Source organism: Marisediminitalea oceani (assembly GCF_003731635.1).
In the GTDB taxonomy this organism is placed as follows: Bacteria; Pseudomonadota; Gammaproteobacteria; order Enterobacterales; family Alteromonadaceae; genus Alteromonas; species Alteromonas oceani.
The window spans coordinates 1-19,114 of the sequence record NZ_RCUA01000050.1; the positions used below are offsets into that span (position 1 = coordinate 1).

Genomic DNA, 19,114 nt, shown 5'->3' on the forward strand with positions numbered 1-19,114 from the left:
CAAATTAATGTTCAACATGACTTTATTGATGTGATATTTCTGACTGTGAGTGCAGTCCTTTCTGGAGCAGAGGGTTGGAGCGATATAGAAGTGTTTGGTCGAGATAAACTTGATTGGTTGCGCCAATACCGTCCCTTTGAAAACGGCATTCCTGTTGACGATACCATTGCCCGAATTGTTCGAGTAATATGCCCTGAACAATTAAATAAAGCCTTTATGAATTGGGTGAATGAAGTGCGTGTTGAAACGGGTAAGCCTCAAATTGCCATCGACGGTAAGACACTTCGTCATTCCTACGATGGCGATAAGCAAACGGCATTACATAGCATTACCGCCTGGAGCAAAGATGCAGGTTTAGTGCTTGCGCAACTGAAGTCATCGGGCAAGAAAAATGAGAATGCTTCGGTATTGGACCTACTCGACACGCTTAATATTAAAGGCGCTCTTATCAGTGCAGATGCCATGAACTCTCAGAAAAAGATAGTCGAGAAAATCAGCTCGGAGAACGCAGATTATGTGCTCTGCATCAAAAACAACCACAAACAACTACGCGATGAAATTGCCGCCTATTTCCATAAGGTAGAGAGGGATAATCCCGCTTGGATTGCCTGTAATGAACAGACTGATTCTGGCCATGGACGAATTGAAGTACGCCGGTGCCAGCAACTAAGAGTCAGTGAGTGGATAAGTGAAGCACAGCACTGGAAAGGTATACGCAGTGTTATCAAAATAGAGCGAGAGCGCCACCTTAAAGACAAAGAGGTGAGCACTGAAACGCAATATTACATCAGTTCACTGGATATTGACCCCGTTGCGGTCAACCAGGCTATCCGAGCACACTGGGAAGTCGAAAATAAAGTCCACTGGGTGTTAGACGTGACGTTCAAAGAAGATGATAGCCGAATACGCAAAGAGGACGGAGCGGAAAATGTCGGAGTGATTAGGCGGTTTTGTTTGAATATGGCTCGTTTACACCCCAAGAAAGCCAGCATGAGAAGCAAACTCAAAATGGCTGGCTGGGCCGATGAATTCAGAGCAGAGCTTATTTTTGGGTAAAAGTATGCGGTTGCCCTGCGAATTGCTGGGCTAGCGGAGTAAATCAATCACCAAATCGTTGCGGCGGCTGGCCATTTCACTTACCTGTTGCGCATTTTCAAAGCGATGCCACTGATGATTATAATATCGCTCATGAGGTAAAAAACGGCTTTTGTAGTTCATTTTATTGCAGTCATCTATCTGGTAGCCCAAATACAGGTAATGCCTGTTTTGTGCCCGGGTGTGATGGATCTGTTGCAGGATCATCCAGGTACCCAGCGAACGGTGGTGATAATCCGGGTCGTAAAAGGTATACATCGCCGAAAAACCATCGCGATGATCATCGGTATCAATAACATCTGTTACCGCCACTGCAATAAGCTTGTCGCCATCATAGGCCTCAACAAACAGGGGCGAATTCCATTCACAGGCCAGAAAGCTTTCAAACTGCACCGGGTCCGGCGGGTACATGCTGCCGTCTGCGTGGCGTTCAGTGATATAACGCTCGTATAAAGGGTAGTAAGCTTCGCTGGTTTGGGTAGTAGTGCGAGTGGTGAAAGCCTTATTTTTATTTAGCAACCGACGCTGGCTCCGCGATGGCGCAAAGTCGTCCACCGGCAACCGGATAGAATGACAAGCCGTACACTGCTGGCAATAGGGGCGGTATACCTGTTCGCCACTGCGGCGAAATCCAGCCTGAATCAGCTGCGGATAATGCGTAGCGGCGTCTGTATGGCTTCCCACATACACCAGCAACTGCTCTTCTTTACGAGGCAGATAGCTACAGTCGAATGTCTGGGTAATGCCAAATTTCATACAGGTTATTCACTTAACGCCTGAGCGCACCAGGTTTGCTGATAATCTGAACAAATATAGCCGTCCTGATCAAGGGTTTGATTGCTACCATTCAGGCGGGAAATAAACGCATCACGCTCAATACTCACTGCACCAAGGCTCATAAGATGTTCTGTGGGCATCTGACAATCGATAAAATCACCGCCGTGTTGCTGCATATGCTCCACCAGGTAGGCCAGGGCCAGCTTGGAGGTATTCGGTAAGCAATGAAACATCGACTCACCGCAAAACACTTTACCCACTGCTACGCCATACAGGCCACCTACGAGCTTATCATCTTTCCAGACTTCAACCGAATGAGCCAGGCCTAATTCATGCAGCGCCTGGTATGCGGCAATCATATCTTCGGTTATCCAGGTAGATGTCTGGCCGTACTGAATACGCGGTATATGCGCGCATTGGTGGATTACGGCGGCAAAATCCCGGTTGAGCGTGACCTGGTAAAGTCGCTTACGCATGAGTTTGCGTAAACTGGTACTGGCACGAAAACCTTCGAGTGGAATAATGGCCCGGGGAGACGGGCTCCACCATAAAATGGGTTCACCTTCGCTAAACCAGGGAAATATCCCCTGACTATAAGCCGTCAGCAATCTGCCGGGCGAAAGGTCGGCACCATAGGCGAGTAATCCATTGGGATCGTCCAGTGCATGTTCGACCGGAGGAAAGGGGGTATCAGGTTCTAAATAGGGCAGGCTAATCATGCAAAAAGCATGGCTGACGGCGGCGTTGCAGCCACCGCCAGTCAGGATTATTCCTGTGCGTCCAGGAAACGCTCCGCATCAAGCGCCGCCATACAGCCTGTGCCGGCTGAGGTAATCGCCTGACGGTAAATGTGATCCGATACATCACCGGCAGCAAATACGCCTGGTACGCTGGTTTGTGTAGCCATACCGTTAGTACCACTGTTTACTGTGATGTAGCCGTCTTTCATATCCAGCTCACCGTCGAAGATGTCGGTGTTAGGCTTGTGGCCAATGGCAACAAACAGACCCATTACATCCAGTTCTTCGGTGGCATCAGAGTCGGTAGCTTTGATCCGTACGCCGGTTACGCCCATCTCGTCGCCAAGTACTTCGTCCAGGGTGCGGTTAAGGTGCAGCACCACATTACCGTTTTCTGCTTTATCAAGCAGACGGTCGGCCAGGATCTTTTCACTGCGGAAGCTGTCACGACGGTGAATCACATGTACTTCCGAAGCAATGTTAGATAAATAGAGCGCCTCTTCAACAGCGGTGTTACCACCACCGATTAAAGCCACTTTCTGGTTACGGTAGAAAAAGCCGTCACAAGTTGCACAAGCAGAAACACCTTTACCCATAAACGCCTGTTCTGAAGGCATACCCAGATATTTTGCTGACGCGCCGGTAGCGATGATCAGGGCATCACAGGTGTAAGTACCGCTATCACCGTAGAGGGTGAACGGACGCTTGCTTAAGTCCGTTTTATTAATGTGGTCGAAGATGATATCGGTATTAAACTTCTCGGCATGTTGTTGCATACGAACCATTAAGTCAGGTCCGGTAAGACCTTCCGGATCGCCAGGCCAGTTCTCTACTTCGGTGGTAGTGGTTAACTGGCCACCCTGTTGCATACCGGTGATCAGAGTAGGGGACAGGTTTGCACGGGCTGCATAAACAGCGGCGGTGTAACCAGCCGGGCCTGAACCAAGAATGAGTAGACGAACGTGTCTGCTTTCTGCCATGTTTTTCTCCAGTTAACGCCTGACGCAGCAGTACGCGACAAGCACATCGTATTGGTTAATGCGGTAGGTGATAGGTTATTTGCAATAACACTGCACTGTAATAAGCTCAGTTATACGCAGTTGCGTATGCTACAGATTACCTGCCACCCTGCAATCATAAGTTATTATGAGACATTGTGCGGTCGAATCGAATACTTTCAATACCCGGCTGTGATATTATCTTAAAAGTGGTCCGGAAATTCATCGTTAAATAAACCATTTTCGACATTCCGGACTATTATTAGTAAACAGGCATCTACTCTTGCTACGGTATAGCCACCCAAGGTTGCGGTTATCACTTACGAGGTTCACTATGGCCCAGTCAGTTACCACTATGCTTAAAGACGGACAGGAATACATGAAAACCTGGCCGTTAAAGCGCGAGCTTTACACCTTGTTCCCGGATTGCCGTGTAGTGGCAGCCACCCGGTTTGCGGTGCGCTTTATGCCTCCTGTGGCTGTACTAGCCTGCGCTACCATGCTTAATACCTTTGGTACAGATTACCTGCCTCAGGCCCTTGCCGTGGGCGCTTTCTTTCTGAGTATGCCAATGCAGGGATTATTGTGGCTGGGCAAGCGCTCTAATCAGACTCTGCCGCCACAGCTACGTCACTGGTATCAGGAAATCCTCACCAAAATGCGAGCCCAGGGGTGTGCGGTGCAAAACCCGCAGCATAAGCCCCGTTATCGCGAATTAGCCCGCTTGCTGAAAACGGCTTTCGAAGATTTGGATAAAGCGTTTACCCGCCAGTGGTTTTAAGCTGCGGGTTTAATACCAATCTGCATAGAAGTTTACTCACTCAGCAATTCTGTTAGGCTTTCTGGCTAGGCTTGGTTGCACAGGTTTGGTGGTTCCAAATCAAGCAAGCGTAACAACGCCAGGAAGCCTAACAGCCTTGCCCAGGGGGAGTGGCCAAAACGACTTAAATCTGTGTTGCGTCCTCTGGACATAGAATGACTATGCCTCAGAGAACGCGTCGTGATCTAAGTCGTTTTGACTCACTCTGAGTGGGTAAGCTTCTATGCAGATTGGTATAGCACCTGCCTGCACTTGCGGCATTGATACTGCCGCTGGCCACGCACAACTGCGTTATGCCGGCGGATACTCAACTCAACGTCTCCACAGCCACAACGATAGCGTACACTGGGAATATTCAGCGGCGATAAATCAAATTCATGGCGGGTTTCGGGGGCGCAGTTAAACACCTCCTGCATCATGGCCTGCCATTCCTTACCGTGGGGCTTCACCCGCCCGTACAACTGATAAACCAACAAGTGGCTGACTTCGTGAGGCAACACGTCGGAAAAGTAAGCTTGCTGATTGTGAACAAATAATACCGGGTGTAGGTTTATCCTGTTCTGCTGTAAAAACGCTGTGCCTGCATGGCGGCCACTGCGTCTGAAGGTAAGGGTAGGGCGAACAAACGTTCGCCTGAAATAGCTATCCGCCCCGAGGTATAATTCCTCGAGACGGTCATTGAGTAACTGCTTATCGCTAGCGGATATCAATGGTTATCCATCACTCGGCAGCGTACACACAGGGTGTAAATGTTCTGTGGATCGTTGAGCGATGAAATCAGATCAACCTGCGCCATGGTTTCACGCACCAGACCTGTCAGAATATTGTTGTTATCAATCAGATTGAGCTTCAGGGCGTAGATAACCGCCTGACCGAAAAACTCTTTCCAGAACAACTCTTTCTCAGACAGCTTACGAGTCACATAAACGGTATCGTAATCTTCTACACCGGCCAGATCGGCAGCCGCCGTTACAGCATCATCCAGCGTACCCAGTTCATCTACCAAGCCAATCTGCAGCGCGTCGGTACCAATCCATACACGGCCCTGGGCAATATCATCAACGGCACTGACATCCATACCGCGTTCACTGGCAACCAGGCTTAAAAATTCACTGTATTTGCTTTCGATACTGCGCTGAATAAGTTGCTTATACATTGGGTCAATTCCGCGCAAAGTGGAAAACCCGGCCATTTCGGTAGTGGCGACACCATCGGTATCAACACCCAGGTAATCGGCGGCATCCTCAAAGGTAGCCAGTGCAGCAAACACACCAATGGAACCGGTAATAGTGCTCGGGCTGGCAAAAATCTTATCTGCCGAAGCCGAAATCCAGTAACCACCTGAAGCGGCGTAAGTGTTCATTGAAACAACCACTGGCTTGCCAGCACTACGCAAATTAAGCACTTCCTGACGAATAATCTCAGACGCTGATGCACTACCTCCCGGCGAGTCGACCTGCAGTACTACCGCTTTAACCTCGTCATTAAGACGGGCCTGACGCAGTAACTGTGCGGTGCTGTTGCCACCAATGTTACCGGCGCGCTGTTCACCGTCCATAATAGTGCCTTTAGCCACTACTACGGCCACTTTATCGCCCTGACGGGCAACCATGGGCATAGGCGGATTGATCACCCGATTGTAGTTGCGGTAGGTGGTGAGTTTAAAACCGGCACGGTTGTTTTCGTCTTTGCCAACCAGGGCAATAATTTCCTGACGCACTTCCTCGCGGGTTTTAACTTCGTCAACCCAGCCTTTCTGAATAGCGTACTGGGCAGAGTTGCCACCGGCCTGCTCGAAGTTCTCCAGCATCACCTCAAGACTTTCGTCAAAGTTATTGATGTCCACACCGCGGGCTGCGGCAACATCGGTTTTATATTGCGCCCAGTACTGGTTAAGCCAGCGCTCATTCATTTCTTTGGCCGCGTCAGACATATCTTCGCGGATATAGGGTTCAACCGCCGACTTAAACGTACCTACACGGAAAATGTGCATATTCACTTTGAGCTTTTCCAGCGCACGCTTTACGTACATACCGTAATTGGCATAACCGTCGATTGAGACTCCGCCGATAGGGTTGAGATACACTTTGTCGGCATGGGCTGCCAGGTAATATTGAGACTGGGTGTAATAGTCGCCAACGGCAAGTACAGGTTTGCCGGAGGTTTTAAAATCGTCAATGGCTTCGGCAATGGTACGCAGCTTATCCAGGCCGCCACCCCGTAAGCCCTGCAGGTTAAGTACTACCGCTTTAATACGCTTATCAGCCTTGGCGTTTTCGAGCACTTTAACCACATCGCGAACCAGCACTTCCGGGTTATCCGGCTCTTCGTCAAACGCTTCCTGAAGAAACTCAGAAACCGGGTCTACCGCGGTTTTCTGAATGACCAGTGCACCATTAAGGGTAAGCATCAGGGCGCTGCCAGGGGTTACCTGAGGGACACTTTCTTCACGGCTGGCCACGGCGATAATGCCGATAATAATGACCAGAAACACAACATTGAAAAACAACTTTCGACAAAAATTCAGGGCGGTCCATAACCCCACAAACAGAGCTTTGGTCCAGCTTTTACTTTTTTCGGCCATACTGACTACTTACCTAATTAACGAAACAACCTAATGTTATCGATTCAAAAAATTATCGCGAGTTAATTTTGTAATGAAATGTTATTGCCTTTATCTATGACGCTTCTTATCGGCAGAGGATGCAGCTGGTTGGTCAGTACTATCATCCAGCCATTGCTGAATCAACCTGGCAATAGCTTTGTGCTGTTCATCAGACAGGGTCATTAGCAGGCGTCCCTGACGTTGCCTGTAATTCACCTTGCGCTGACCCTTTTGCATTAACTGAGAAAAACGACTCATCGATTGAAAGAAATAACGTTATCCCGCGGTCTTAATCGTAATTGGCATTATTGAGGTAAACCGTAGTGAGCGCAATTATCCGTAAGTTAAATACTAAATTAAATGGGATGGCAGCATCCCTGAGCAGTATTCCCTTGTTATTGACAAGGTTATATCTGGCTCCGGTTATGGCTCAGGCGGGCTGGCAGAAACTGGCTAACTTCGACAGCACGGTAGACTGGTTTGGTAACCCGGACTACGGGTTGGGCTTACCGCTGCCATTTTTACTGGCCGGCCTGGCTGCATTGAGTGAGTTTATTGGGGCGGCGTTTTTAGTGCTTGGCCTGGCTACCCGGTTAACCGCCATCCCTTTAATGATAACCATGGTCGTGGCCATGATTACCGTACACTGGCAGCACGGATGGCCGGCTATCGCTGATGCTGGCAGCTGGCTGGCCGATGGTACGCTGTTAACAAATGAATCTGTCATGGCGGCCCCTGAGAAGCTCTCTGCAGCTAAAGCTATTCTCAACGAACACGGCTATATCGACTGGCTGACGTCCAGTGGTAACTTTGTGATCCTGAATAACGGGATAGAATTTGCCGCTACTTATTTTGTTATGCTTATGGTGCTGTTCTGCTTTGGTGGCGGGCGTTATGTGAGTGTTGATTACTATCTGGAGCGGTATGTTAACCGCCAATAAATTATTTTGCGGGGATTGCACTAAAACCTCTTGCCAGTATGCTGGTCTTTTTGTGAAATAGCCCGTATCAGCACGGGTACACTAATTATTTTGCCAGAAGGAGAGCACTATGGATGCACTGGAACTTGTTATCAATCGTCGCTCACAGCCCCGACTAACCGCACCGGCACCGTCCGGAGAGGCGTTGGATAATATTAAACGTGCGGCTTTGCGGGCACCGGATCACGCGGCACTCAAGCCATGGCGATTTATTGTGTGTGAGGGCAAAGGGCTCGATAAGCTTGGTGCATTGTTTGAGCAGTCCGCTATTGATAATGATAAAACGGAGCGTGAAATTCAGCGCGCGCCGCAGTTACCCACCCGTGCGCCCATGATTATAGTGATCACCACGGCCTATCAGGAACACGAAAAAGTGCCTCAGGTAGAACAGTTCGCCTCGGCCAGCTGTGCCGCTATGGCCATGCAGATGGCTGCTGTTGCCCAGGGCTTTCAGGGCATGTGGCGCACCGGCGAATATGCTCATTGTAACATTGTAAAAGAAGGGCTGGGTGTGTCTGCCGACAACGAAATTGTTGGTTTCCTGTATCTGGGTACGCCAGCACAGGACGCGGGACCTAAGCCAGAACTTGAACCGGAAGACTACTTTACTGTATTTGCATAGCGGCCACTCTGGCCCGGCTAGTTTCTGAGAAAAAGCGCCGCCAGTTGGCGGCGCATTGCGGATAGAAAAGGCTAGCTATTATCCTGGTCGTTAACAATGTTCATCACACGCTGGCGTAGCGCTTCATCCTGACGCACCAGCTGAGCGATTGTGGTATAGGTTTTTACCTCAAGACCCGCTTGTTCTATTTCGTCCACCATTGCCTCACGTGCGTTGGCTTGCAGTTGTTGCTGTTTTTCGGTGGATTGCTCTTGCTGCAACTTAACCTCAAACTCTTTCGCAACATCTTGTACTGCATACATCGCCACAGTAAATTTTTCTAACGTTGAATCATCAAACTGTTGTTGTTCAACAGAAGTCTGAATTTGATTTATTGCTTTTTCGTTGTCCTGCACTTTCTGGGCTGCGTAAACCGAAGAAACTGCGCCGGTAGTAAGAGAAAGCGTTAAAGCAATAAGTTTTGCAAGTCGTGTCATATATACACTCCAATTTGATGAATGACCCCATTACGGGGAATGTCATAACTTATAAAGCGAGTGCTATGCCAGGTTGGAAATCATCAGATTAAACAATCACTTATTGAAAGATTGAGCTGACTTTATAAGCGTAGACTGGTTACGCTTGCTAAATGTGTCGCAATTTTTCACGGTGACAGCATGATGTTATGCAAAATTACAGGGTTGCTAAAATTCTATGGCAGGGCTGGTGGCGGGTGACTTTTGTTGAAAATGGCAAGCGCTAAACAGTGGCTCAATCGAAAACTGGCATTAATCTGTTTGGAGTTATTAGTTGCCGGGAGCTTTGGTGCTTGATGAACAGTGTTATAGGTGCAGAGGCTTAGATGGTTATGGAGTATTAAAAACAGTGATGCCGGAAACACCATTGGCGTTTCCGGCATCAGCATTCAGCGTATTACTCGTATTATTCTACGACGATAATTTTAATTGCGTCAGTAGCACCGATAGTTTCCATGCGGTCACCGTGGGTCAGGATCACGATATCACCGTCTTCCACCAGGTTTTTCTCTTTCAGCAGAGCTACAACATCTTTACGCAGCTCACCAGGTGCGCTGTCGCGAGAGTCAAAGAAAACCGGTTTTACGCCACGATATAACGCCATCAGGTTAAGTGTTTCTTCGTGACGTGACATAGCAACAATAGGCAGGGTAGTGGTGATACGCGACATCAGACGCGGCGTGCTGCCACTTTCAGTTAAGCCTACAATAGCCTTTACACCCGGTAAGTGGTTAGCAGCATAAACCGCTGATAAAGCGATAGTCTCGTGCACTGAACCAAATAGTTCGTCCATGCGGTGCTTGGAGATTTTTACACTTGGGTGGGTTTCTGCGCCTTCACAAACACGTGCCATGGCTTTTACCGTTTCAACCGGATAGCTACCTGCTGCAGTTTCTGCTGACAGCATTACCGCATCGGTACCGTCCAGTACAGCGTTAGCCACGTCCATTACTTCTGCACGGGTAGGCATTGGGCTTTCAATCATCGACTCCATCATCTGAGTTGCCGTGATAACCACCTTATTTAACTGGCGAGAACGGGCGATCAGCTTTTTCTGAACACCAACCAGCTCTGCATCACCAATTTCCACACCCAAATCGCCACGGGCAACCATTACCGCGTCTGATGCGCTGATAATGTCATCAATGGCTTCATCAGTAGCAACAGCCTCAGCGCGTTCTACCTTGGCGCAGATTTTGGCTTTACAACCGGCTGCTTCGGCCAGTTCGCGGGCATAGTTCAGGTCTGCACCGCTGCGTGGGAAAGAGACAGCAAGGTAATCAACGCCAATTTCAGCGGCAGTAAGGATGTCACGCTTGTCTTTTTCAGTCAGCGCTTCAGCAGATAAACCGCCACCCAGACGATTGATGCCTTTATTATTAGACAGTTTGCCGCCTACGGTTACTTTAGTCAGGACTTTACGGCCATCAACGCCGGTCACTTCTAATTGAATACGGCCATCGTCGAGTAACAGGATATCGCCAGTGCTAACGTCGTCAGGCAGCGCCTTATAATCGATACCAACCTGTTGCTCATTACCTGCATCGCGGTCTAGCTCTGCGTCCAGCACAAACGGGTCGCCTTCGTTAAGGAAAACTTTATCGTTGGCAAAGCGTGAAACCCGGATTTTTGGCCCTTGCAGGTCGCCTAAAATCGCTACGTATTTGCCCAGCTTGGCAGCAGCAGCGCGTACACGCTTGGCGCGCTCAATATGATCTTCGGCCTGGCCATGGGAAAAATTCATGCGTACTACGTTTGCTCCGGCGGCAATAATCGCTTCAATTTTTTCTTGCGTGTCTGTAGCAGGCCCTAAAGTAGCCAGGATTTTCGTTCTTCTAGTCATGTGTGTTATCGCTTGTTAATAGTTTATGTGGGACAACCAGTGATTAAGTATAGCTGAAAATCTATTTCGTAATTTAATTACAAAATAGTAGACGAATTTGACCAAATTGTGAATGGTTGATTAAAGATTCTTTATGATGGTCTGAACAGCAGTGGCAATAAAAAGTAACACAAATGAACCGCTAACCCCTGAGCTAGCATGTGGGTGAGGGGATTGGAAGGTGGTAACTGATATCTAAAAAAATTTTTACGCAATGTAAAAAAGCGGGCAGAAGAATCCGCCCACTTGGAGAGGATTAGGTTTCGTTGCCGCGTTTTTCGTAGCGGGAGCCACGCAGCGTATCCTTAACACGCTTAAGATTTTCACGGAACTTATTGCCACGACGCAGTGTGAACCCGGTGGCAAGTACATCTATCAGGGTTAACTGGGCAATCCTTGAGGCCATGGGCATATACATGTCGGTATCTTCCGGGACTTCCAGCGATAATACATAGGTACATTCGTTAGCCAACGGGCTGTCAGCCGATGTAATGCCAACCACGGTTGCATCGTTAGCTTTAGCAATCTGGGCGATTTCTACCAGGCTTTTGGTGCGGCCGGTGTGTGAAAACAACATGACGACGTCGCCTGAGTTACAGTTCATACAGCTCATGCGCTGCATCAGAATATCTTCGAAATACACCACTGGCACATTAAAACGGAAAAATTTGTTCAATGCATCATGAGCTACAGATGCTGAGGCACCCAGACCAAAGAACGAAATACGCTGTGCCTGGGTTAACAGGTCAACCACCCGGTTGACGGTGTTTACACAAACAGACTGACGGGCCACTTCCAGCGACGCCATGGTCGACTCAAATATCTTATTGGTGTATTCGTCCGGGCCGTCGTTTTCGTCTACATGCCGGTTAACATAAGGTGTGCCGTTGGCCAGGCTTTGCGCGAGGTGCAGTTTAAAATCCGGAAAGCCTTTAGTGTCCAGACGACGACAAAACCGGTTAACCGTTGGCTCGCTGACATCTGACATTTTAGCCAGAGTTGCTATACTGGAATGGATCGCCGACTGAGGATTCGCCAGTATCACTTCTGCCACCTTTCGCTCCGATTTACTGAACGCAGATTTGTGCTGTGTGATTTTTTCTAAAATATTCATATTATTTTCAATAACACTGAGTGTGAAAAGTGTGTTCTCCCAAGCGCTATACTACTGAATATGAAAGATCGTACAAGAAAAATGTAATTTATTAACATGATTTGCGGTATTTCATCTCGAAATTAAACTTCAGGATGATCAAATTCAAAAAATGGCGGTTATTGGTAACGGCCTTAAAATTAATATTGTATGACCAATGGCAGAGTGAATTGGCTTAATTGCTATATATATAGTGCGAAACAAACTAATGCGGCAAACAATCAATAGTGTCTTGGTGCGAGGTAATCTACCGGTTATAAAGGCGGTTTCAGGCCCTTTTTATTGATTACTACTTTGGTCGTATTTAGGCTAAACTTACACGATTAAGTCCTCGCCATGCATAGGTTGAGGTGCGAATCTGCGAAGAAAGTTTTTTGTTAATTCAAATGCGAAACAAAAGTTGTAATTTTACTACATTTGTTGTTAACTATATGGCAACAAATTACCACGATGGCATGCTGAATCACAGCAGCCCACTGTATAAATTGAAATAAGGCCAAATTCATGGTGATGGATAGTTCTTTTGAAGCCTGCGATTTTGTGTTGTTCGGTACCAAAGGTGACCTTTCTCGACGCAAACTGTTGCCGTCTTTATACCAACTCGAAAAAGCAGGGTTGTTGCATCCGGATACAACTATTGTAGGTGTGGCTCGTCAGGAGCTGACCTCTGAAGATTACGTTGAAGAAGTGAAGAATGCGCTGGCTGAGTTTGCCGGTGAAACGGTTTGCGAAGAAACCTGGGGCAAATTTAAAGAAAGACTGGCGTATGCGCAAATCGATATGAAAGATATCGCCAGCTACGCAGCGCTGGAACCGCACGTAAATCCGGATCGCACCATGGTTTGTTATCTGGCGACACCGCCAGCTATATATGGTGACATCTGCCGCGGTTTACACGGCTGTAATATTATTGATTCCAGTGTGCGCCTGGTGCTTGAAAAGCCAATCGGTCACGATTTGAAATCATCGAAAGTTATCAACGAACAGGTGGCTGAATACTTCAACGAGAGCCAGATTTACCGTATTGACCATTATCTGGGTAAAGAAACGGTACTTAACCTGATTGCACTGCGTTTCGCGAACTCTATCTTTACTACTAACTGGGATCATAACTGCATCGACCACGTGCAGATTTCAGTAGCAGAGTCGGTAGGCATTGAAGGCCGTTGGGGTTACTTCGACGATGCCGGACAGATGCGTGACATGGTACAAAATCACCTGTTGCAAATTTTGTCGCTGGTTGCCATGGAGCCGCCTGCCAATCTAAACGCCGACAGCATTCGTGACGAAAAGCTAAAAGTACTGAAAGCTCTGCGTCCAATCAATGCCAGCAACGTTAATGACGTAACCGTACGTGGTCAGTACACCGCTGGTTTTGTTAAAGGTAAGGAAGTACCGGGTTATCTTGAGGAAGATGACGCCAATACGGTCAGTAAAACCGAGACTTTCGTAGCGATTAAAGCTGAAATCGACAACTGGCGCTGGGCCGGTGTGCCGTTTTACCTGAGAACTGGTAAGCGTCTGCCTACCAAGGTATCAGAGGTTGTTATTTACTTTAAACGTCAGCCGCACAACCTGTTTACCGAAAGCTTCAGTGCACTACCACCTAACAAGCTGGTAATTCGTCTGCAGCCTGATGAAGGTGTAGAAATCACCGTAATGAACAAGGTGCCGGGGCTGACCAGTTCAGGCTCTATGGATCTGCAAAAATCCAAATTGAACCTGAGTTTCTCTGAAGAGTTCTCCGACGACCGCATTCCGGATGCGTACGAGAAGCTGTTACTCGAAGTGATGCTTGGTAACCAGGCGCTGTTCGTACGTCGTGATGAAATTGAACAGGCGTGGACCTGGGTAGATTCAATACTGGCAGCATGGCGCACCAGTAATGAACCGCCAGAGCCTTATCAGGCAGGTACCTGGGGCCCGGTGGCTTCAATTGGATTGCTGGCGCGTGAAGACCGCAGCTGGTACGAAAGCAAAATCACAAAGAAAAAGTAATTATGCCATTAACACAATCATTATATGAAAGTGCTGAGGCGCTGAACGAAGAGTTTGCCGCGGAGATTGCTGAAAAGCTTTCCCAGGGCATTGCTCAGCGCGGGCGGGCAAGTCTGATGGTTAGCGGTGGTCGTACACCGCTGCCACTGTTTAAAGCATTAAGCGAAATTGATATCGACTGGGCCAGTGTGGATGTTTCACTGGTTGACGAGCGATGGGTTGAAGAAAGCAGTGACGCGAGCAATACACGCCTGGTTAAAGAAAACCTGCTGGTTGGCAAAGCCAGCGCGGCGCGCTTTATTGAAATGAAATCAGCCGAGGCTGATGCCACCGATGCAGCGGTAGCTTGCGAAAGCCGTTTGTCTGCCATGTCCCAGCCATTTGACGTGCTGATCCTGGGTATGGGAGAAGACGGTCACACCGCTTCATTGTTCCCGTGCTGTGAGCAACTCGAAGATGGCCTGGCCATGAACAGCGGCCGTGTGTGCATTGCTACGCAGCCGACCACGGCCCCGCATCAGCGTATGTCGCTGACGCTGCCGGCGATTGTCGCCAGCCGAAATATCTATCTACACCTGACTGGTGATAAGAAACGTCAGGTACTCGAAGACGCAGTTGCCAATGCCACGGCCACTGAAAAGCCAATTGTTGCTGTGATTAACGCAGCACAAGTGACCTTGAAATGGGCACCGTAGGAGTCAGTAATGAATACACAGGTAAACGAAGTTACGCAGCGCATTATAGAGCGCAGTAAAGCCAGCCGTCAGGCTTATCTGGCAAAAATCGAACGCGCCCGTGGACAAGGCCCACACCGTGGCGTGTTGTCTTGCGGTAACCTGGCACATGGTTTCGCGGCGTGTAACACCAGCGATAAAACTGACTTGCGCAGTATGACCAAGGCCAACATCGCGATTGTGTCTTCATACAATGATATGTTGTCGGCGCACCAGCCTTACGAAACCTATCCGCAAATTATTAAGGAAGCGGTCAAGGAAGTGGGCAGCGTTGCCCAGTTTGCCGGTGGTGTACCAGCCATGTGTGACGGTGTTACTCAGGGTAACCCTGGCATGGAACTGAGCCTGATGAGTCGCGATGTTATCGCCCAGTCGGCGGCAGTTGCGCTGTCTCACAACATGTTCGACGGTGCCATGATGCTCGGTATCTGTGACAAAATTGTCCCGGGATTACTGATGGGCTCGCTGAGCTTTGGCCATCTGCCAACGGTATTTGTACCGGCCGGACCAATGCCAAGCGGCTTACCGAATAAAGAAAAAGCACGGGTTCGTCAGGCTTTTGCCGAAGGTAAAGTTGGTCGTGACGAACTGCTTGAAGCTGAATCACAGTCTTACCATTCTGCTGGTACCTGTACTTTCTACGGTACGGCCAACAGTAACCAGTTAGTGGTTGAAATGATGGGGCTGCATTTACCGGGTTCGTCTTTTGTTAACCCAGGCACAGAATTACGTGATGCGTTAACCAAAGCGGCGTCTCGTCAGGTTACTCGTCTGACTGCACTGGGTGACAACTACACGCCAATCGGCCATATCGTTGACGAAAAAGCTATCGTAAACGGTATCGTAGCCTTGCTGGCTACAGGTGGTTCAACTAACCACACCATGCACCTTATTGCTGTAGCACGTGCTGCCGGCATTATCGTTACCTGGGATGACTTCTCAGAGCTTTCGAATGCGGTACCACTGTTAACCCGTATTTATCCGAACGGCTCTGCTGACATCAACCACTTTGTGGCAGCTGGCGGCATGGCGCTGTTGTTCAAACAGTTACTCGATGCCGGCCTTATCCATAACGATGTGAAAACTATCGTTGGTGACGGACTGGATCTGTACACCAAGGAACCGGCCCTGGAAGACGGTGAAGTCACCTGGCGCGATGGCCCGGTTAAATCCCACGACACTGAAGTATTTGCCAGTGTTGAGGCGCCCTTTAAGCCAGATGGCGGCCTGAACGTATTGTCAGGTAACCTGGGCCGCGCAGTGATCAAGACCTCTGCACTGCGTAACCCGCATTGCACCCTTAAAGCGCCAGCCGTGGTATTTGAAGACCAGTATCAGCTCGACGCAGCGTTTAAATCTGGTGAACTGGATAAAGACTGCATTGTGGTTGTTCGTTTCCAGGGCCCAGCTGCGATTGGTATGCCGGAACTGCACCGTTTAACGCCACCTCTGGGTGTGCTGCAGGACCGCGGTTACAACGTAGCGCTGGTTACTGATGGCCGTATGTCCGGTGCATCCGGTAAAGTACCGGCCGCTATCCATGTTACCCCGGAAGCCTTCTTAGGCGGCTTACTGGCAAAAGTGGAAAGTGGTGACATTATTGAACTGGATACCAAAACCGGTTCATTAACCCTGCACGTTGACGAAGCAACACTGGCGCAACGTACTGCGGCGGTTGCCGACCTGACCATGCAGCATGAAGGCATGGGCCGCGAGTTATTTGGCGGTATGCGCGGTGTGATCTCCGGCGCAGAAGAGGGTGCCTGTACACTGTTCTACACGCAGGAGCAAAATGTATGAGCGCCTGGTTTGCCGCAGATGTAGGCGGCACGAACATTCGTGTTGCCACCATAACCGAAAGCGGCCTGAGCAACATTAAGAAGTATCTGTGTAACGACTTTGCCAGCATTGATGTTGCTCTGAAACAGTACTTTTCTGATACCGGCGAAACTTTTAGTGCAGGCTGTATCGCTATAGCCTGTCCGGTTACCGGTGACGAAGTAGCAATGACTAACCACAGCTGGACTTTTTCGCAACGTGCGTTAAAGCAACAGCTTGAACTCCACGATTTGCATGTAATTAACGACTTTACCGCGGTGGCTCATTCACTGCCGGTACTGGGTGCAGAACAGCTTATCCAGATTGGCACCGGTCAATCGATTGATAAAGGTAACGTTGCCGTCTTTGGTGCCGGTACCGGCTTAGGCGTTGAGCACATGATGCACACTGCTGAAGGGTGGAAAACACTCGACGGGGAAGGTGGTCACGTGGATTTTGCGCCGGTTGATGAAACAGACATCGTAGTGTGGCGTCATCTGCAAAACGAACTCGACCGGGTCTCTGCCGAAGATGTGTTATCTGGTCGTGGGTTACTCAATATCTATCGTGCCCTCGCTTTACACCAGGGTGTTGAGCCGGCAATTACCGATCCGGCTCAGGTAACCGAACAGGCATTAAATGGCCAGTGCGAAGTGTGCTTGTCTGCGCTGACCCAGTTCTGTCGGATCATGGGTAGTTTTGCCGGTAATCTGGCACTGAATCTGGCCACAACCGGCGGCGTATTTATTGGTGGCGGTATTGCTACCCGCTTCACGGAGTTTCTGATCAACAGCGATTTCAGAGCCCGTTTTGAAGCCAAAGGACGCATGAAACATTACGTTAAAGATATTCCGACATACCTGATTAATGAGCCGGACCACGGTTTATTAGGCGCATCAGCGTATTTACAACAACAGATTGCGAGTTGATTTTATGACTAATTGGAAAAGTTCACCTGCAGACATCTTCGCCGCAGGCCCGGTAGTGCCGGTACTGGTTATTGAAGATGTGGAAAAAGCGGTGCCGCTGGCTCATGCTCTGATGGCAGGTGGCATTAAAGTACTGGAAGTGACCTTACGTACCCCGGCTGCGCTGGATGTGATTAAGCGAATTGCAGATGAAGTTCCTGATGCGTTAATTGGCGCTGGCACTGTGACCAACGCTCAGCAGCTGAAACAGGTTGTTGAGGCAGGCGCTAAGTTTGCTATCAGTCCGGGTATGACTGATGACCTGTTAAAAGCGGGTCACGACTTCGAAATCCCACTGATTCCGGGTATTTCATCAACCTCTGATCTGATGAAAGCGAAAGATGCAGGCTATACCTACCTGAAGTTCTTCCCGGCTGAAGCATCTGGTGGTGTGAAAGCCATTAAATCTATCAGCGGTCCATTCCCTGAAACGGTATTTTGTCCTACCGGCGGTATCGGCCCGAATAACTACAACGAATACCTGGCGTTACCTAATGTACGCTGCGTAGGTGGTTCGTGGTTGGCACCGGACGATGCTATCAAGAATGGCGACTGGGATCGCATTACCGACCTGGCCAAAGAAGCAGTAGCTAACGCCAGTAAGTAATATCTTGCAGAGAATATAAAAAGGGTACGTTCATGAACGTACCCTTTTTTAATGCTTGTGTCCCGTCCTGAAATACGTTGACATAAAGAGGACTTCTTTATGACAACTTCAAGTAATCAAAGACCTAAGCGTACTCAGCGTGATTACACCTTGGCTTTTAAATTAGGTGTAGTGCAGCGTGTAGAAAAAGGCGAAATGACCTATAAGCAGGCACAAGTTCACTTCGGTATCCAAGGTAAATCAACAGTGCTAGTTTGGCTGAGAAAGCATGGTAGACTCGACTGGTCGAAACCACTTCAGCATCCACTTATGCCCAGTTCAAAAGAAACACCAGCCGAAAAAATAAAACGTCTCGAGAGAGAATTAGCCGATGAGAAACTCCGTAATCAAATCCTCAATGGAATGGTTGATATCATGGATAAAGAATATGGAGCAGGTCTAAGAAAAAAGTACTTATCCGGTACGTCTGGCAAGCCAAAGAAAGAAAAGAAATAAGTTTGTCGGCTGCTTGCCGGGTTGTGGGGATTTCCAGGCAGTCTGTTTATCAGGCTGTCGCCCGTATGGAGTGCCGAAGAACAGAACTATCGGTAATTAAGGAGTGGGTGCTCTACTGGCGTAAGTTCATGCCGCAGTTGGGGACACGGAAGCTCTATAAATTAATCAAACAGAAGTTGATTGAACACGAAATTAAATTGGGTCGAGATGGCTTTTTTACTTACCTGAAGAGCGAAGGATTACTCGTCAAGCCGAAGAAAAGCTTTATCAAAACCACATTCAGTAAACACTGGATGAAAAAGCATCC

The 19,114-nt window shown here is 48.7% G+C and carries 18 protein-coding genes and 1 pseudogene; 10 read left to right on the forward strand and 9 right to left on the reverse strand.

Going from position 1 to position 19,114, the window contains the following annotated elements; translation table 11 throughout:
- The first annotated feature begins 3 nt into the window (after positions 1 to 3).
- Entirely contained in the window at positions 4 to 1,056 is a 1,053-nt protein-coding gene (locus D9T21_RS14615; protein WP_105933364.1) for an ISAs1 family transposase, read from the forward strand.
- Positions 1,057 to 1,086: 30 nt separating this feature from the next.
- On the opposite strand, the gene D9T21_RS14620 is transcribed toward D9T21_RS14615, so the two are convergent.
- Genes D9T21_RS14620 through trxB form a run of 3 tightly spaced genes read right to left on the reverse strand, consistent with a single transcriptional unit; the run spans position 1,087 to position 3,592 of the window.
- Positions 1,087 to 1,851, reverse strand: coding sequence for an arginyltransferase (locus tag D9T21_RS14620; protein WP_123325693.1), 765 nt, complete (start codon positions 1,849 to 1,851; stop codon positions 1,087 to 1,089).
- A gap of 5 nt (positions 1,852 to 1,856) precedes the next feature.
- Complete coding sequence (gene aat / locus D9T21_RS14625) at positions 1,857 to 2,591, reverse strand: leucyl/phenylalanyl-tRNA--protein transferase (protein ID WP_123325694.1); 735 nt, start codon at positions 2,589 to 2,591, stop codon at positions 1,857 to 1,859.
- A 47-nt stretch (positions 2,592 to 2,638) separates the two neighbouring features.
- On the reverse strand, positions 2,639 to 3,592 hold the full coding sequence (trxB, locus tag D9T21_RS14630) for a thioredoxin-disulfide reductase (RefSeq protein WP_123325695.1): 954 nt from the start codon (positions 3,590 to 3,592) through the stop codon (positions 2,639 to 2,641).
- Positions 3,593 to 3,944: 352 nt separating this feature from the next.
- On the opposite strand from trxB, the gene yfbV reads away from it, so the two are divergent.
- On the forward strand, positions 3,945 to 4,391 hold the full coding sequence (yfbV, locus tag D9T21_RS14635) for a terminus macrodomain insulation protein YfbV (RefSeq protein ID WP_123325696.1): 447 nt from the start codon (positions 3,945 to 3,947) through the stop codon (positions 4,389 to 4,391).
- 260 nt (positions 4,392 to 4,651) lie between these two features.
- Here yfbV and D9T21_RS14640 read toward each other — a convergent pair whose 3' ends face one another.
- From D9T21_RS14640 to D9T21_RS14650, 3 genes are all read right to left on the reverse strand, one after another.
- Positions 4,652 to 5,140: a SprT family zinc-dependent metalloprotease gene (locus D9T21_RS14640; RefSeq protein WP_241155720.1), complete on the reverse strand. Its 489-nt coding sequence runs from the start codon at positions 5,138 to 5,140 to the stop codon at positions 4,652 to 4,654.
- Positions 5,137 to 7,014 carry a signal peptide peptidase SppA gene (gene sppA / locus D9T21_RS14645; protein WP_123325697.1) on the reverse strand — a complete coding sequence of 626 codons (1,878 nt, stop codon included), beginning with the start codon at positions 7,012 to 7,014 and terminating at the stop codon, positions 5,137 to 5,139. The genes D9T21_RS14640 and sppA overlap by 4 nt, the downstream gene beginning before the upstream one ends.
- 90 nt (positions 7,015 to 7,104) lie before the next feature.
- A complete protein-coding gene (locus D9T21_RS14650) occupies positions 7,105 to 7,251 on the reverse strand; it encodes a hypothetical protein (protein WP_241155721.1) in 147 nt (48 codons plus the stop codon).
- Positions 7,252 to 7,400: 149 nt separating this feature from the next.
- Between D9T21_RS14650 and D9T21_RS14655 the strand changes: the two genes are divergently transcribed.
- Together D9T21_RS14655 and D9T21_RS14660 are read left to right on the forward strand one after the other, a co-directional pair.
- A complete protein-coding gene (locus D9T21_RS14655) occupies positions 7,401 to 7,976 on the forward strand; it encodes an HvfX family Cu-binding RiPP maturation protein (protein WP_123325707.1) in 576 nt (191 codons plus the stop codon).
- Positions 7,977 to 8,085: 109 nt separating this feature from the next.
- Positions 8,086 to 8,637 (forward strand): NAD(P)H nitroreductase, encoded by a 552-nt coding sequence (locus D9T21_RS14660; RefSeq protein ID WP_123325699.1) that lies wholly within the window; start codon positions 8,086 to 8,088, stop codon positions 8,635 to 8,637.
- Between the two features lie 71 nt (positions 8,638 to 8,708).
- On the opposite strand, the gene D9T21_RS14665 is transcribed toward D9T21_RS14660, so the two are convergent.
- The 3 genes from D9T21_RS14665 to D9T21_RS14675 all read right to left on the reverse strand — a co-directional run bounded on the left by D9T21_RS14665 (position 8,709) and on the right by D9T21_RS14675 (position 12,148).
- The gene (locus D9T21_RS14665) at positions 8,709 to 9,113 is read right to left on the reverse strand and encodes a DUF4168 domain-containing protein (protein WP_123325700.1); all 405 of its coding nucleotides are present in this window, start codon (positions 9,111 to 9,113) and stop codon (positions 8,709 to 8,711) included.
- A gap of 445 nt (positions 9,114 to 9,558) precedes the next feature.
- Positions 9,559 to 10,995, reverse strand: a complete 1,437-nt coding sequence (gene pyk / locus D9T21_RS14670) for a pyruvate kinase (protein ID WP_105933957.1) — start codon at positions 10,993 to 10,995, stop codon at positions 9,559 to 9,561.
- Positions 10,996 to 11,290: 295 nt separating this feature from the next.
- On the reverse strand, positions 11,291 to 12,148 hold the full coding sequence (locus D9T21_RS14675) for a MurR/RpiR family transcriptional regulator (protein WP_123325701.1): 858 nt from the start codon (positions 12,146 to 12,148) through the stop codon (positions 11,291 to 11,293).
- Positions 12,149 to 12,691: 543 nt separating this feature from the next.
- Here D9T21_RS14675 and zwf point away from each other — a divergent pair.
- The 6 genes and pseudogenes from zwf to D9T21_RS14705 all read left to right on the forward strand — a co-directional run.
- Entirely contained in the window at positions 12,692 to 14,185 is a 1,494-nt protein-coding gene (gene zwf / locus D9T21_RS14680) for a glucose-6-phosphate dehydrogenase (protein WP_123325702.1), read from the forward strand.
- Between the two features lie 2 nt (positions 14,186 to 14,187).
- Complete coding sequence (pgl, locus tag D9T21_RS14685; RefSeq protein ID WP_123325703.1) at positions 14,188 to 14,880, forward strand: 6-phosphogluconolactonase; 693 nt, start codon at positions 14,188 to 14,190, stop codon at positions 14,878 to 14,880.
- Between the two features lie 9 nt (positions 14,881 to 14,889).
- Positions 14,890 to 16,719, forward strand: coding sequence for a phosphogluconate dehydratase (gene edd / locus D9T21_RS14690; RefSeq protein ID WP_123325704.1), 1,830 nt, complete (start codon positions 14,890 to 14,892; stop codon positions 16,717 to 16,719).
- A complete protein-coding gene (locus tag D9T21_RS14695; protein ID WP_123325705.1) occupies positions 16,716 to 17,666 on the forward strand; it encodes a glucokinase in 951 nt (316 codons plus the stop codon). Before edd ends, D9T21_RS14695 begins: the two co-directional genes overlap by 4 nt.
- A 4-nt stretch (positions 17,667 to 17,670) precedes the next feature.
- Entirely contained in the window at positions 17,671 to 18,312 is a 642-nt protein-coding gene (locus D9T21_RS14700) for a bifunctional 4-hydroxy-2-oxoglutarate aldolase/2-dehydro-3-deoxy-phosphogluconate aldolase (protein ID WP_105933951.1), read from the forward strand.
- 99 nt (positions 18,313 to 18,411) lie between these two features.
- Positions 18,412 to 19,114: pseudogene (locus tag D9T21_RS14705) on the forward strand (transposase family protein); the annotation flags it as partial.

Bases quoted from the DNA above. Each gene is read 5' to 3' on its own strand.
- D9T21_RS14620 (WP_123325693.1), bottom strand. From the start codon at position 1,851: ATGAAATTTGGCATTACCCAGACATTCGACTGTAGCTATCTGCCTCGT.
- zwf (WP_123325702.1), top strand. From the start codon at position 12,692: ATGGTGATGGATAGTTCTTTTGAAGCCTGCGATTTTGTGTTGTTCGGT.
- sppA (WP_123325697.1), bottom strand. From the start codon at position 7,014: ATGGCCGAAAAAAGTAAAAGCTGGACCAAAGCTCTGTTTGTGGGGTTA.
- trxB (WP_123325695.1), bottom strand. From the start codon at position 3,592: ATGGCAGAAAGCAGACACGTTCGTCTACTCATTCTTGGTTCAGGCCCG.
- aat (WP_123325694.1), bottom strand. From the start codon at position 2,591: ATGATTAGCCTGCCCTATTTAGAACCTGATACCCCCTTTCCTCCGGTC.
- pyk (WP_105933957.1), bottom strand. From the start codon at position 10,995: ATGACTAGAAGAACGAAAATCCTGGCTACTTTAGGGCCTGCTACAGAC.
- D9T21_RS14660 (WP_123325699.1), top strand. From the start codon at position 8,086: ATGGATGCACTGGAACTTGTTATCAATCGTCGCTCACAGCCCCGACTA.
- D9T21_RS14675 (WP_123325701.1), bottom strand. From the start codon at position 12,148: ATGAATATTTTAGAAAAAATCACACAGCACAAATCTGCGTTCAGTAAA.
- edd (WP_123325704.1), top strand. From the start codon at position 14,890: ATGAATACACAGGTAAACGAAGTTACGCAGCGCATTATAGAGCGCAGT.
- D9T21_RS14700 (WP_105933951.1), top strand. From the start codon at position 17,671: ATGACTAATTGGAAAAGTTCACCTGCAGACATCTTCGCCGCAGGCCCG.
- D9T21_RS14655 (WP_123325707.1), top strand. From the start codon at position 7,401: ATGGCAGCATCCCTGAGCAGTATTCCCTTGTTATTGACAAGGTTATAT.
- D9T21_RS14695 (WP_123325705.1), top strand. From the start codon at position 16,716: ATGAGCGCCTGGTTTGCCGCAGATGTAGGCGGCACGAACATTCGTGTT.
- D9T21_RS14665 (WP_123325700.1), bottom strand. From the start codon at position 9,113: ATGACACGACTTGCAAAACTTATTGCTTTAACGCTTTCTCTTACTACC.
- yfbV (WP_123325696.1), top strand. From the start codon at position 3,945: ATGGCCCAGTCAGTTACCACTATGCTTAAAGACGGACAGGAATACATG.
- pgl (WP_123325703.1), top strand. From the start codon at position 14,188: ATGCCATTAACACAATCATTATATGAAAGTGCTGAGGCGCTGAACGAA.